The organism is Nocardia sp. NPDC004168, assembly GCF_040610355.1.
Taxonomy (GTDB): domain Bacteria; phylum Actinomycetota; class Actinomycetes; order Mycobacteriales; family Mycobacteriaceae; genus Nocardia; species Nocardia sichangensis.
The window spans coordinates 136492-149403 of the sequence record NZ_JBEXME010000007.1; the positions used below are offsets into that span (position 1 = coordinate 136492).

At 67.6% G+C, this 12912-nt stretch carries 13 protein-coding genes and 1 pseudogene; 6 read left to right on the forward strand and 8 right to left on the reverse strand.

The genetic code is table 11. From position 1 onward, the window contains the following. Nucleotides 1–157: 157 nt before the first annotated feature. A complete protein-coding gene (locus ABZW96_RS16295; protein WP_355075301.1) occupies nt 158–439 on the forward strand; it encodes a hypothetical protein in 282 nt (93 codons plus the stop codon). A gap of 37 nt (nt 440–476) precedes the next feature. Here the strand turns inward: ABZW96_RS16295 and ABZW96_RS16300 are convergent, their stop codons facing one another. The 4 genes from ABZW96_RS16300 to ABZW96_RS16315 all read right to left on the reverse strand — a co-directional run bounded on the left by ABZW96_RS16300 (nt 477) and on the right by ABZW96_RS16315 (nt 2349). Then, nucleotides 477–677: a hypothetical protein gene (locus tag ABZW96_RS16300; RefSeq protein WP_157170965.1), complete on the reverse strand. Its 201-nt coding sequence runs from the start codon at nt 675–677 to the stop codon at nt 477–479. Nucleotides 678–854: 177 nt separating this feature from the next. Continuing rightward, nucleotides 855–1274 carry a MerR family transcriptional regulator gene (locus ABZW96_RS16305; RefSeq protein ID WP_355075304.1) on the reverse strand — a complete coding sequence of 140 codons (420 nt, stop codon included), beginning with the start codon at nt 1272–1274 and terminating at the stop codon, nt 855–857. Between the two features lie 9 nt (nt 1275–1283). After that, nucleotides 1284–1838, reverse strand: a complete 555-nt coding sequence (locus ABZW96_RS16310) for a class I SAM-dependent methyltransferase (protein ID WP_355075306.1) — start codon at nt 1836–1838, stop codon at nt 1284–1286. Nucleotides 1839–2178: 340 nt separating this feature from the next. Further along, on the reverse strand, nt 2179–2349 hold the full coding sequence (locus tag ABZW96_RS16315) for a hypothetical protein (protein WP_355075308.1): 171 nt from the start codon (nt 2347–2349) through the stop codon (nt 2179–2181). 489 nt (nt 2350–2838) lie between these two features. Between ABZW96_RS16315 and ABZW96_RS16320 the strand changes: the two genes are divergently transcribed. From ABZW96_RS16320 to ABZW96_RS16330, 3 genes and pseudogenes are all read left to right on the forward strand, one after another. Continuing rightward, on the forward strand, nt 2839–3600 hold the full coding sequence (locus tag ABZW96_RS16320; RefSeq protein WP_355075310.1) for a hypothetical protein: 762 nt from the start codon (nt 2839–2841) through the stop codon (nt 3598–3600). A gap of 72 nt (nt 3601–3672) precedes the next feature. Then, the gene (locus ABZW96_RS16325) at nt 3673–5289 is read left to right on the forward strand and encodes an FAD-dependent monooxygenase (RefSeq protein ID WP_355075312.1); all 1617 of its coding nucleotides are present in this window, start codon (nt 3673–3675) and stop codon (nt 5287–5289) included. Nucleotides 5290–5444: 155 nt separating this feature from the next. Next, nucleotides 5445–6047: pseudogene (locus ABZW96_RS16330) on the forward strand (phosphoribosyltransferase); the annotation flags it as partial. On the opposite strand, the gene ABZW96_RS16335 reads toward ABZW96_RS16330, so the two are convergent. Both ABZW96_RS16335 and ABZW96_RS16340 read right to left on the reverse strand, forming a co-directional pair. Continuing rightward, nucleotides 6028–7149, reverse strand: a complete 1122-nt coding sequence (locus ABZW96_RS16335; protein WP_355075314.1) for a CapA family protein — start codon at nt 7147–7149, stop codon at nt 6028–6030. The pseudogene ABZW96_RS16330 and the gene ABZW96_RS16335 sit on opposite strands and share 20 nt — an antisense overlap. Nucleotides 7150–7238: 89 nt before the next feature. Then, the gene (locus ABZW96_RS16340; protein WP_355075316.1) at nt 7239–7778 is read right to left on the reverse strand and encodes a hypothetical protein; all 540 of its coding nucleotides are present in this window, start codon (nt 7776–7778) and stop codon (nt 7239–7241) included. A gap of 760 nt (nt 7779–8538) precedes the next feature. Here ABZW96_RS16340 and ABZW96_RS16345 point away from each other — a divergent pair. Both ABZW96_RS16345 and ABZW96_RS16350 read left to right on the forward strand, forming a co-directional pair. Then, on the forward strand, nt 8539–9315 hold the full coding sequence (locus ABZW96_RS16345) for an MHYT domain-containing protein (RefSeq protein WP_355075318.1): 777 nt from the start codon (nt 8539–8541) through the stop codon (nt 9313–9315). A gap of 166 nt (nt 9316–9481) precedes the next feature. Further along, nucleotides 9482–10450, forward strand: a complete 969-nt coding sequence (locus tag ABZW96_RS16350) for a TIGR03557 family F420-dependent LLM class oxidoreductase (RefSeq protein WP_355075320.1) — start codon at nt 9482–9484, stop codon at nt 10448–10450. Nucleotides 10451–10627: 177 nt separating this feature from the next. Here ABZW96_RS16350 and ABZW96_RS16355 read toward each other — a convergent pair whose 3' ends face one another. Further along, nucleotides 10628–11239, reverse strand: a complete 612-nt coding sequence (locus ABZW96_RS16355; protein ID WP_355075322.1) for a TetR/AcrR family transcriptional regulator — start codon at nt 11237–11239, stop codon at nt 10628–10630. Then, nucleotides 11236–12867: an FAD-binding oxidoreductase gene (locus ABZW96_RS16360; protein WP_355075324.1), complete on the reverse strand. Its 1632-nt coding sequence runs from the start codon at nt 12865–12867 to the stop codon at nt 11236–11238. The genes ABZW96_RS16355 and ABZW96_RS16360 overlap by 4 nt, the downstream gene beginning before the upstream one ends. Between the last annotated feature and the right edge of the window lie 45 nt (nt 12868–12912).

Here is a 12912-nt window from a genome sequence, read left to right on the forward strand (position 1 = left end):
TCCACGGCGGTTCGACACGGCTTCGCGCGCGGGAACACCGGCGTTGCGGTGGCCTCGGCCGGTGAGGGGTTGACGCGAGCCTCCGGGATCGCGATACTTCGAACGTCATAGCGATTGCGTATAACTTGTCCTGCGGAAACGCGACGGAGACAGATCAATGACGATCCATACGGCAGTCGAAGCATTTCTTCTGGCTCAGGTGGACGACCCGGTCCCCGAAGCCCCCCCGAACTCGGAAAAAATTCTCCAGCTGTTCCGGTATTTCACGTGGTTCGTGATTCTCTCCGGAGTCACCGGGATCGCCTATGCGGGTGGAAGATTCGCCTGGGAAAAATGGAACGGCGGTCCGCTCGCGTCGGCGAAAATGGTCGCGGGCGGAATGCTCGGCGGCGTCATCGCCACCAGCGCGGGGACGATCATGAATGCGCTGATCGGTTGAATCGGTCGGCCGGCGCATCCGAATCCGGCCGCCGCGGTCAGTCGGTAACCTCCAATTCGACCAATTGACCCGGCGTGAAAGACTTTTCGCGCCGGTTGGTCTCGACGCCGAAGACCGCGACCACGAGGTCGCCGCCCGGCTGGACCACTCCTGCTTGGGTGAGGGTGCCGTACCCGACGATGGATTCGCCGACATGATCGGCGAGTTCCACCGCGGGAATTCGAATCGTCCTGCTCACGGGGCACCTCTATCGAGTCGAAGTGTTACTGGCTGCTGTGTCCGAGTTCGCAGGACTCGATCCTAATCCCAGAAAAGCGGCGCAGCACCCCCTGTCGCCGCCGATTCACCGCGCCGTGCCCGCACGGCGGCAAACTACGCCGTCAGGACGGAATTCCGTGCGCCATAACGATTTACCTCATGGCCTTGACCGGTTCGTGACCAGCGCGAGCGCGTCGGCGACCTTGGCCTGGAAGTGCGGGCACTCACGGAAGTCCGCGGCGGCGCAGTCGAGAGCGTGCGTAATGGTCTCCAGCGCCGCGGTGGACTGCGCGATCCGGCTGACGAGCTGGTCGCGGTGGGCACGCAGCAAGTCGCGGCGAGCGGAGCGGTCGGACGCCTCGGCGAAGAGCGTGGCGAGTTCCTCCAGCGATAAACCCACCTGCTTGCCGATCAGGATCATCGCCACGGTTTCCGCATCGCCGTCGCGGTAGCGGCGACGGCCCGCCCCGTCCCGCCGCGGCGCGAGCAATCCGGCATCCTCCCAGTGCCGCAGCACATGGGTGGCCAGACCGAACCGCGCCGCGAGTTCACCGATCGGCATGTCGTCGCCCGCCATATCCGCACTCTAGGCGGCGCGGGCGGTGAGCCGCGTGTACAGCCCGATGGGCTGACGCCGCGGACGTACCGCTTCCCGCCGCACGGTCGCCGCCTCGAACGAACGGCGCAACGCGCTGAGCGCGGCCGCCGAGCGCAGGAAACGGAAGTCGTAGATCGCCACGGCGCCGCCGGGTCGCGATACCCGCGCCAGCTCGGCTATCGCGCGGTCGACCTCCGGCCACTCGTGCATGCTCAGGCTCGAAACGACCAGATCGAAGCTGTCGTCAGGGTAGGGAAGCGCGGCCACGTCACCGACCGACAGTTCCACCGCGCCGCCGGACAGCTTCGCGTCGGCGAGGTCGATCATGTGCGGCGACAGGTCGACGCCGTGCAGCCGCAGATCCGGCCGCCGAGAACCCAACTGCGCCAATAGTTCCCCCGGCCCGGTCCCCACGTCGAGCACACACGCCCCCGATTGCGCTATTGCGTCGACGTCCGCGGCGATCCGGCGGTACAGGCCCCCGAGCAGCCGGGAAGCCCGCTGGTCGTAGCCGCGGCTCTGCTTTGCTCCGAACGTTGTCATGGTCACCTCTCCTCGTGCTGCGCTCAGCTTGCGAGTTGAGGTCGCCCTGAAGTCAAGAGCTGCTTGCGGCGCCGAGTCGCCCAGGCTTGCCACCCGCATCGCGCCTCAGTGGACGACACGGCGATCGCGGGTGTGGCACAAAGGAGGTCCGATGGTGACAGTGCCGCCGCGACGGTCGATCCACGTGCGGCGGCGACTGCGACGATCTGCCTTCCTCATGTCGGTTCGCGTGACACTGGGCGGGCTGCCTCGCACACCGCCGATCATCGGAGCTGGAGAAGACTTCCAGCCGAGAAGTGCGGCCCCGCCGGAACGCGGCGGGGCCGCACAACAGGCGCTCTCAGATGCACCAGACGGCGCTGCCGAGCGGTATGCAGAAGACTACCGAGCCGAAAACCGGCGTCGCGGCGCCGGACGGCGTCGTTTCGGCGGTAGCGGCGGGAGCCGCGATGACGCCGAAGGAGACGGCCATTGCGGTCGCTGCGACGATTTTCGTGATTTTGGTCGACATTGTGCATCCTTTGACTCGAGTGAAACTTAACTCTGACTCACGAGATTCATGCTTCACCCATAGTCCGGTGAGCACCAGGCAAGGAAACGTCAAGTTCCCCGGCATCACGTAACAGGACGATCACCGATGGCGCTTTTTTCGGGGTAGTGGCAGCCAACCCGGGCGAAAAACCTACCGGCGGATTCTTTTTGCCCACAATCACCGGAATTACGTGCTTCGATATGTGTTCGATTCTCCTTTGCCCAATGGAGACCTGGCTATCTCCGATCGTGTCGTGGAGTGATAGCCGTCGGCCTGATGCGTTGCCACGGCACACGCTGTGTGGATTGGTTCGGCGCGGGGGAGAGCCGTTCGGTAACGGTGATCGTTACGCCCTCGTAGCGGGGTGGGGCCGCCCGTTGGGCCGCGCCGCCGCATCCGCATGGAGACTTCCCACTGTTGGTGAGTTGGGCCCGAATTCGGTCGGTGCCGCGACCCTAAACTGAGGTAATGGTGCAGCCAACGCCCTGGCAGTCGGACGAAACGCGAGACGACCGGTCCGCCCGGCAGGACCGGGCGGGAAGCGGCGCCGTCGTGCCGGCGAAGGCAATTCTGGCCGCGCTGCGCGGATATTGGGGCTATGTGTGGGCCGCGGTCGGAAGCCTGGTGACGCTCGTGCTGCTGTTCCAGCCATGGCTCACCGCCGCGGGCGCCGATGGCAAGGTCAGCACCAACGCGTTCGGCCGGATGGAGATCACCACGCGGTTCCTCAACGTCTGGTCGCGATCGGCGCCTCCCGGCGCCCGGATCACCGGCTTCTGGGCGTTGCTCGCCTGTGCCGCTATCGTCATCGCGCTTTTCGCGATCGTGGTGAACCTGCGCCTTCGTATCGAGGCGCTGAATCGGCTGGCGACGCTGGCCACGTTGGTCGCCGCACTGTTCGTGGTGTTCACCGTGCTCTACATCAACAGCAAGGGCCCCGAGCTGAAGGCGATGGTCGGACGCAAGACGGATCTGGGCGGGCAGATCGGATCGTTGATGAACTGGGCGTTCGGCAACGGCAAACTCGTCGTGCCCGGTATCGGGCAGGTCGCCTACACGTCCGCGACGCTCACGCCGTGGGCGCTGCTCGCGGGCGTGACCTCGCTGGGCTCGGCGGTCGCCGCCGTCACCCAGTGGGTTCGCAACCGATCGGGCAACCTGTTCCGCCTCCCGTTACGGATCAATGTCGTCACGTCGAAGCCGTCCGCCGAATCCGAAGACGCGGACTGATCGTCTACCCCCGCGGGGCCGAGTAGACTCGCCCGAATCACTGTGTGAGTACGCAGTCCGAGGCGGTAACGCATGGTCGGCACAGAGGTACTCATTGCCGGTGCTGGGCCGGTCGGGTTGACCGCGGCAATCGAGTTGGCCCGGCGCGGTGTCGCCTGCCGAATCGTGGACGCGCTGCCCGAGCCGCCCCGATACGCGAAGGCCGTGGGCATCCAACCGCGAACGCTCGAGGTGTTCGAAGGGTTGGGTGTCCTGCGCCGGATGCTCGACGCATCCCTCCAGTTGCGTGGCCAGCTGGTGTACGTGAACGGCGCCGAGGTGGCCAGGACGGAACTCACGCTGCCCGCGGACGTCCCCTACGGGTTCATCGGGCTGCCGCAATACGTGACCGAGCGAATCCTGCGGGAGCGATTGGCCGAGACGGGCACCCGGATCGAACGCGCCACCTGGCTGACGACCTTCGAGCAGGACGACAGCGGCGTGCGCGCGGTGCTCGTCGACGCCGACGGCGAACACACCGTCGACGCGCAGTTCCTGATCGGCTGCGACGGAGCGCACAGCATCGTCCGCAAGCGGCTGGGCCTGTCCTTCGGGGGAGCGGCGTTCGCCGAGCAATACATGCTCGGCGATGTCGAACTCGACTGGTCGCTGCCCCGCGGCTACGTCATCCGCTCGACGCACCGCACCGAAGGCGTCACCGATGACCTGCTGGTGTGCATACCGTTGCCGGGACGCGGCCGGTACCGAGTGTCGATGCTGGTCCCCGACGAACTCACCACGGCGGAAACGTCCAACCCCGACCAACTCGTGCACGGATTCGAAGGCGGCCCCACGCCGCGGTTGCACCATATCCAAGCCGTCCTCGACCGCCTCGCTCCCGAGCCGGTCACCGCGTCGAAACTGCGATGGTCGTCGGTCTTCCGGATCAGTCACCGCATCGTCGATGCCTACGCGCGCGGACGGGTTTTCGTGGCAGGCGACGCAGCGCATATTCATCCGCCCACCGGCGCGCAGGGGATGAACACGGGCATTCAGGACGCGCACAATCTCGCGTGGAAGCTCGCGCTGGCGGTCAACGGCGACAGTGCACCGAAACTGCCTGCCAGCTACGACGCCGAGCGCAGGCCGGTCGGCGACGAAGTGGTCGGACGCACCGTGCGCAGTGCACGGGAGGGTATCGGGGCCGGGGAGTCGGACCTGGATTTCGTCATCCGGCGTGAGGCGCAACTGCTGATCGACTACCGGGACAGCCCGATCGTGGCGCGCGCGGCCGACCGCTGGCCGGGTCTGCGGGCGGGACTGCGCGCTCCCGACGCCGCCGGGTTGGTCCGCGGCGCGGTCACCTTTCCGATCCGCCTGTTCGCGCTGTTCGGACGGACCGATCACACCCTCCTGCTCTACGCCGACGACAGCGCCGGGACCGAAATCGGGGCGCTGGCCGATCTTGCCGCAGCGGCGCGCCGCCGAGCGCACCGGCACCTGGACGTGTACCTGCTCGCCGCACCCGGAGCGCGGGTCGACGATACGCTGCTGCCGGTCGTCCGCGACCGTGACGCCGATTTCGCGAAGGCCTACGGTGCCACCGGCGCAGCCGCGTATGTCGTGCGTCCCGACGGATACCTCGGTTACGCGGGGTGGGCGTCCTCGATCGACGATCTGACCGAGTACCTCGGCGCGACGTTCCGCTGACGGCGCCACGCCCATTGTGCGGACGAAGGACCTTCCCCCCTTGCGTGCGACCGACTCGATCGGGTACGCCGGATAACAGGAGGTGTTCGATGCCGTCCGCACACCCGTCCCCGACGCGGACAGAAGAGGTCATCGTGCCGTCGGAGTCCACCCGACTGGCCGGGGTGCTGGCTGTGCCGCCGGAGCGCACCGCGCTGATCGCGTTCGCCCATGGCAGCGGCAGCGGCAGGCGCAGTCCGCGTAACCGGTTCGTCGCCGAGGTCCTCAACCAGGCGGGATTCGCGACGATGCTGGTGGATCTGCTGACCGTCGAGGAGGAAGGCGACCGCGCCCGCGTTTTCGACATCCAGTTGCTCGCTCACCGGCTGGTCGAGGTGACGCACTGGCTGCGGACGCGGCCGGAGCTCGGTGGCCTGCCGACCGGATATTTCGGGGCGAGCACCGGCGCGGGCGCGGCACTGTGGGCGGCGACCGAACCGGGCACCGAGATCGCGGCGGTCGTCTCCCGTGGCGGTCGTCCGGATCTGGCCGGTTCGCGGTTGGGCTCGGTCCGCGCACCGACACTGCTCATCGTGGGTGGCAACGATCGATGGGTGCTGGAGATGAATCGGGAGGCGCAGTTACGGATGCCGTGCCCGAGTGAGCTGGACATCGTTCCCGGCGCGACACACCTGTTCGAGGAACCCGGTGCGCTCGAACAAGTCGCCGACTCGGCGGTAGCGTGGTTCCTCCGCCATCTCACCGTCGTGCGCCACTGAACACCACGGGGAGGTCGTCGGTTCCGGGCGCGATGCGGGTGCCGAAACCGCGGCTGATGTCTTCGAGTTTGGCGCAGAGCCAACGGGATTCGGTGCGCGGGGCCCATTCCAGGCGCATGTGCCGCACCTGCAGTGGAATCAGCCGGACCTCCGCCGAACCGTGGTCCACCGCCACGAGATACAGCGGATGCAGATCGGTGTGGTACCGCTCGTGGCCGCGGATGCCTTCGTAGTCGTCGATGACGTCGCCGCACCCGTAGAGGATCGGTTTGCCACGGTAGATCTCGATCGGACGCGGATGGTGCGCGGAGTGCCCGTGCACCACGTCGACTCCGGCGTCGATCAATCGGTGTGCGAACTGTGTTTCGGTTCGCGTCACGTCGTAGCCCCAGTTCGGCCCCCAATGCACGGAAACGATGCCGATGTCGTTGTCCCGCTTGTGCGCCGCCACCTCGGCGGCGACATCATCGGCCGCCGTGGCGCCGGGGGAGTAGCCCACTCGCCACAGGCCCGGCCGGTCGCGCCGTGCCGACCAGGATTCCGGAACACCGCTGGATCCGGCGGCGACCGACACGATCACCACGCGACGGCCGTCGGCGAGTTCCACCGTGGCGGGGGCACGGGCGCCCGCGAGGTCGGCCCCCGCGCCGGCGCGGTCGATATGCGCGGCGTCGAGCGCTTCGAGGGTGTCGGCGAGCCCGGGAATTCCGAAATCGAGCACGTGATTGTTGGCCAGCGCGCAGACCACCGGTGCGATCGCGGTCAACGCGGGCACGTTGTCCGGATGCATCCGGTAATGAATGCCCTTCGCGGGAGCGAACGCGCCGTCGGCGGTGATCGACGTCTCCAGGTTGAGCAACCGCACCTCAGGGTCGAGCTGGGCGAGCAGCGGCAGCACATCACCCCACAAGTGCCGGTATCCGACCGGATGAGTGAACTCGCCGTGCGCGCGCTCGGCCAGCTCCACGTAGGTTCGTGCGTCGTTGACGTACCGTTCGCGCAGCCTCGGGTCGCCGGGATGCGGCAGGATCTGGTCGACACCCCGGCCCAGCATGACGTCGCCGCCGAGCAGCACCGTCGCCATGTCACCATTGTCGATCATCGCGGCCTCGATGTGAACGCGCCGCTGGTCGCGTGCCGCACCCGAGTATCGGGCGTGACCCGTACTCGCCGACCTCCCGGAGTGGTCGGCTACCGAGTCGCCTGCCGGGCCATCGAAAGCAGCTGCTGCGGGTCGTCGGCGTAGACGGTGGCGATGACGTTCGCTCGCGCGGCGAGATCACGGGCGAGATCGCGGATCTCCTCCGACGCGGCCGGGTCGGCGTCGATCCCGGTCAGCAGATCGCGGGTATGGATCGCGGTAGCCTGCGCGCAGCGTCGCAGGCGTGCTTTCGCGACGGTGTCGAGCGCGGCGGGACTGAGATAGCGCTGAATGTGCTCGCCGCGGTCGGTGACCTGGTTGACGATCGGTTCGGTCGCCGCGTCGGTGAGCCAGCGTTCGGCGTCGGCCGTGATCTCGAAGACGAGATCGTGGTCTCGGATGTCGGTCGGATTGGCGGAGGTGGTCAGCAGGGCCATGCTCGCCCGTCCGATCGCGAGGAACCCGCTCATCGCGTGGGCGAGCAGGATATGCGGGTTTGCTGTCGGCAACTGGTGTAGACGTTCCCCCACGACGGTGACCCAGCAGGCGAGGTGTTCGGCTCCGGTGTCGATCGACGTCGCTGTCGGCATAGCGCGACCATACGCTGTTATCCAGGTGAGATATACGGAGAAACGCTGAAAGTTCGCCAGAAGTCGCGATTGGGCGTGCTCGCCGGCTCGTCTCGCTCCGTTGCGCCGCCGCGGCAGCGCCGGAATCGGCGTTCCCTATCGTCGCGTTCATGCTGGCCTCGCCACGACGATCCCGGGGGATACGAGGGCGTGAAGGTCTCTGCCGGAGTGGGTCATCGGGGACGGCGGCCGGCCGTCGCGTCCGGACTTGGGCGTTAACTGCGATTGTGCTCGTGCTCGGCTTCCGAAAGGTTCGGCCGCCGTGCCGAAATCGCATTCGCACGTGCATCCGACCAGGAGTCCGGTTGACCGATACGGCCCTTCGAAGTTCGGCTACCGCTCGGATGCCGGATGCCGGATGCCGGATGCCGGATGCCGGATGCCGGATGCCGGATGCCGGATGCCGGATGCCGGATGCCGGATGCCGGATGCCGGATGCCGGTACCGGCGGCCACGGGTCCGGTGAGTGGGATACGGGTCGTGCTGCCGTCACGTGGAAGCCAGATACTAGCTGTCGAGCGCCCTTACGCGCGGAGGTGGCGCTGTGGGCCGAAGCACCGTCGCTTCGATGGCCTACCAGCGCACTTCCCGCTATTTGGAACTCATCCTATGTTTATAAAGAGGATAGTAGTACTCTAAACTATCTACCTGCAGTTTCACTATGTGAGATCCGGGCTTCGCGTCGCCGATGGCTCGAATCTATCCAGCGAGGGAGTGTCGCGTGCTGGAAATCGACCACTTCAGTCACGGATGGCTTACGCCCATCGTCGCCTACGTCATGTCGTTCACCGGATCATTGCTGGGACTTCGATGCGTGGCCAGATCTCGTACCGGGTCCGCACGCGACGGCTGGCTGATCGCCGCGGCGGTCGCGATCGGCGGCACCGGCATCTGGGTCATGCACTTCATCGCGATGCTCGGCTTCGCCATCGAGGGGGCGACGATCCGGTACGACGTTCCGATCACCCTGCTCAGCGCCGTGATCGCCATGGTGGTGGTGTGGATCGGACTGCGCATCGCACACCAGCGAGCGCTGGGGCCGGTGGGACTGCTGGCCGGCGGCGGGGTGACCGGTCTGGGCGTCGGCGCGATGCACTACGCGGGCATGTACGCCATGAAATCCGACGCGATGATCGGCTACGACGGACGGATCGTCGCGTTGTCCATGGTGATCGCCGTCGTCGCGGCGACCGCCGCGTTGTGGTTCACGCTGCACACCCGCAGCACGCTCGTCACCGTCGGCGCGGCGGCGGTCATGGGTGTCGCGGTGTCCGGCATGCACTACACGGGCATGCTCGCGATGCACGTGCACGAAGCCGAGCACATGCACGCACCTTCCGGGGCCGGCGCGACGCAGTTGCTCACCCCGCTGATCGTGAGCATCAGCCTGGTGACGGTGCTGCTACTGCTGCACCTGGGTGTCACGGAAGTCGACGACGAGAACACCTATGTGCCGCAGGGCCGGCACGCTGCCAGTTACTGGCCGACTCGTGAGTGAACCGACCGGGTAGCGCTTTGTCGCCGGTCGGCCGAATGACGCGGTAGCCCGTTGCCCCGGCACCGCCCGGGGCGCGGCGACGTTTTCACCGCCGCATGCCGGGTACGCGCGCCAAGAGCCGGTTCGCGCGGTGGCCGGACGCTCCCAGTCGAACCAGGAGGTGGCGATGCGCATCGGGTACAAACTGGCGGCCGAGGCATTCGGTCCGAACGAGCTTGTCCGGCAAGCCGTTCGGGCGGAAGAGGCGGGTTTCGACTTCGTCGAGATCAGTGACCACTTCCATCCTTGGCTGGACAACCAAGGGCACTCACCGTTCGCCTGGACAGTGCTCGGAACCATCGCGGCGAAGACCGAGCGGATCGAGCTCGCGACCGGAGTGACCTGCCCCATTCTGCGATACCACCCCGCGATCGTCGCGCAGGCGGCAGCCACTCTGGCGATCTTGTCCGGCAACCGCTTCACCCTCGGTGTCGGTTCTGGTGAACGTCTCAACGAGCATGTCGTCGGCCGGGAATTCCCGCCAGTACGCATCCGGCATCGCATGCTGCGCGAGGCCATCGAGATCATCCGCTTGCTCTGGAGCGGCGGCTATCACTCCTACGACGGGGAATTCCTGAGCCTTTCCGACGCACGGGTCTTCGATCTGCCCGAGACCCTCCCGCCCATCGCCGTCGCCAGCGGTGGGCTGGAGGCGGCCTGCATCGCCGCGGAACTCGGCGACGGCCTGTTCGCGACCGAGCCCGAGTCCGAAATCGTCGAGCGCTACCGCGCGTCGGGCGGCGCGGGCCCCCGATACGCGGAAGTCGGCATGGCGTGGGCGCCCGACGAGGAAACGGCGGCGAAGGCGGTGCTCGATACCACCCGCTGGGCCCTGACGGGCTGGAAGGTGATGAGCGAGTTGCCGAACCCGGTCAATTTCGCCGCGGCGACCACCACCGTCCGGCTCGAAGACGTCCTCGACAACTTCGCCTGCGGGCCGGACCCGGCCCGCTATCTCGATGCCGCCCAGCAGTACACCGATGCGGGCTTCGACCATCTCGTGATGCAGAACGCCGGTCCCGACCCCGACGGCTTCCTGGACTTCTACCGCCGTGAACTCGACAAACCTCTCCGTGCACTGACCCCGAGCGTCTGAGCGCGAAACTTCCGTCACCGACGGGCGCGCGGTCGTCGTCGGTATCTTCCGTCGCGCCGTGCACGTCGCGGGTGGGCAGCCGCTCACGCCCGCCGGCGTGCGGCGCATGTTCGCTTGTTCCGCGCGCAACGCGTCGCCCGCGACGAGGTGTTGCATTGCGACGCAAGGCGACCGCGATCAGGTCCGTCGAGTGGTCGTTCCACGGACCGTGGTGAACAGGCGCAGGCAGCGCTGGGTCATGTCCTCGGGCGTGTGGTCGGGATGGTCGCTCCACCACGAGATGGTGGTGGACACGATGCTGAACCACAGCGCCAGCAGCAGCGAGTGATCGCCGGGATCGGAGATGCCGGCATCGGCCAGAATCTCCGATACCCCTGCCGAGCCCATGCCGTTCAAGGCATCCTGATAATGCCGGGCCACCGCGAAGGCCGCACCCGGACGTGGCAGTGTGGGGTCGTAGACGATCTTCCAGTTCTGGGTGCGTCCGTCCAGTGCGTGGAAGATCCCGGTCAGTGTCGCCAGCGCCCGGTCGTGCGCACCATGCGTGGACTGGGCCGCCGCGACCGCGTCGACCAGGCTCTTCCCGGCGCGGTGCACGCAAGCCGCGTGCAGTGCGTCGCGGGAGCCGAAGTAGGCGTACACGAGCGGCTTGGACACGCCTGCGGCCGAGGCGATTTCGGCGACCGAAGCCTTGGCGTAGCCGCGTTCGCCGAATTCGGTGGTGGCGATGTCGAGGATCTGCTCTTCCCGCCGCTCGCGCGGCACGCCCTTGGTGCCCGGCCTGCTCACCGGTGCTCCCCGGTGGCCCGGTGTACGACCGGGTCGATCAGCACACCGGGATTGAGGATGCCCGCGGGATCGAGTGCCGATTTGGCCGCGCGCAGCGCCGCGGCGAAAGGTTCGGGTCGCTGGCGGTCGTACCAGGGGCGGTGGTCGCGGCCGACGGCGTGATGGTGCGTGATGGTCGCGCCGTTGCGGTGCAGCGCCTCCGACACGGCCGTCTTGATCTCGTCCCATTGCTCGACGGTCCGTCCCCACCGGCCCGCGGCGTAGATGCCGAAGTACGGCGCGGGTCCGTCCGGATAGACATGGGTGAACCGGCAGGTCGAAACACCGGTCACACCGGCGGATCGGAACGCGTCCGTGGTCGCTTCCCGCACCGCCGCTCGCAGGTCCTCGAAACGGTCCCAGGTGCAGGCTGTTTCGAAGGTCTCGACGATCATGGATTGGGCGGCGAGCGCGTCGCGCTGGTAGGGCATGCGGAGGAACGCCGAGCGCCACGCGTCGGCCGCGCCCGTGCGCGCCGAGTCTTCGGCGGAATCGGTGGTGCGGACCCCGTCCGGAATCGTGCCGCCGTGCTCGCGGCAGATCCGCACCGCACGACGCATCGGCTCGTCGACGGGATGGTCGGCGGACTCGAAGCCGAGGACGAGCACCCCGCCCGCCGCGCTGGTGCCCGCGTTGATGAACGCCTCCACCGGATCCAGCAGCCGGCAGTTCGCCGGATACAACGCGGACTGGGCGATGGCGCGCGTCGCGGCCACGGCCGCGCCGTAGTCGCCGAACACCACCGACGCCCCGGACCGCCAGCGCGGACGATCCTGCAAGCGCATCCACGCTTCGGTGATGACGCCGAGGATGCCCTCCGAGCCGAGGAACATCCGATCGGGTGACGGACCCGCGCCGGACGCGGGCAGCCTGCGGGATTCGCTGATCCCGGCCGGTGTGACCACCCGTAGCGATTCGACCATGTCGTCGATGTGGGTGTAGACGGTCGCGTAGTGCCCGCCCGCCCGGGTGGCCAGCCAGCCGCCGAGCGTGGAGAACTCGAACGACTGCGGAAAGTGTCGCAGCGTCAGACCATCCGGCCGCAATGCCGCTTCCAGCGCCGGGCCGAGTATGCCCGCTTGGATTCGTGCGGCTCGGCTGGTGCGGTCGAGTTCGACGATCCGACTCAGGCGGCCGGTGTCCAGCGACACCGACCCGGCGTAGGCGTCGGCGCCGCGGAGTTCGACACCACCCACCACCGACGTTCCGCCGCCGAACGGCACCACGGCGACGCCCGCGCTCGCGCACCAGTCCAGGATGTCGAGGACGTCCTGCTCGGTCCGCGGCCGCAACACCTGGTCGGGTACGTGGTCGACGCGGCCGAGCAGATTGCGCACCACATCGCGGAATGCCTGCCCATGGCCGTGTGCGACCCGGTCGCCGAGGTCTTCGGAGGCCAAGGGGGTCAACGCGTCCGGCACCCGGACGCGTGGCGGAGGCACGCTCAACGACGTCAGGTCCGGCGCCTCGTGCACGGTCAACTCGGCTTTCGGCAGCAGTGCCGCCACGCGTTCGGTCAGGACCTTCCGCTCGGTCCCGGTGACCGCGTCCTCCCGGTTGCCCCAACCCCACCACGATTTCGTCGCCATCGCCGCGCTCCGTCCGCTGAATTGACTCGATGGTAAATTACCTGA

Coding starts and splice junctions, on each gene's coding strand:
- ABZW96_RS16325 (WP_355075312.1), top strand. CDS start 3,673: ATGGTCGGCACAGAGGTACTCATTGCCGGTGCTGGGCCGGTCGGGTTG.
- ABZW96_RS16320 (WP_355075310.1), top strand. CDS start 2,839: ATGGTGCAGCCAACGCCCTGGCAGTCGGACGAAACGCGAGACGACCGG.
- ABZW96_RS16360 (WP_355075324.1), bottom strand. CDS start 12,867: ATGGCGACGAAATCGTGGTGGGGTTGGGGCAACCGGGAGGACGCGGTC.
- ABZW96_RS16295 (WP_355075301.1), top strand. CDS start 158: ATGACGATCCATACGGCAGTCGAAGCATTTCTTCTGGCTCAGGTGGAC.
- ABZW96_RS16310 (WP_355075306.1), bottom strand. CDS start 1,838: ATGACAACGTTCGGAGCAAAGCAGAGCCGCGGCTACGACCAGCGGGCT.
- ABZW96_RS16305 (WP_355075304.1), bottom strand. CDS start 1,274: ATGGCGGGCGACGACATGCCGATCGGTGAACTCGCGGCGCGGTTCGGT.
- ABZW96_RS16315 (WP_355075308.1), bottom strand. CDS start 2,349: ATGTCGACCAAAATCACGAAAATCGTCGCAGCGACCGCAATGGCCGTC.
- ABZW96_RS16335 (WP_355075314.1), bottom strand. CDS start 7,149: ATGATCGACAATGGTGACATGGCGACGGTGCTGCTCGGCGGCGACGTC.
- ABZW96_RS16350 (WP_355075320.1), top strand. CDS start 9,482: ATGCGCATCGGGTACAAACTGGCGGCCGAGGCATTCGGTCCGAACGAG.
- ABZW96_RS16340 (WP_355075316.1), bottom strand. CDS start 7,778: ATGCCGACAGCGACGTCGATCGACACCGGAGCCGAACACCTCGCCTGC.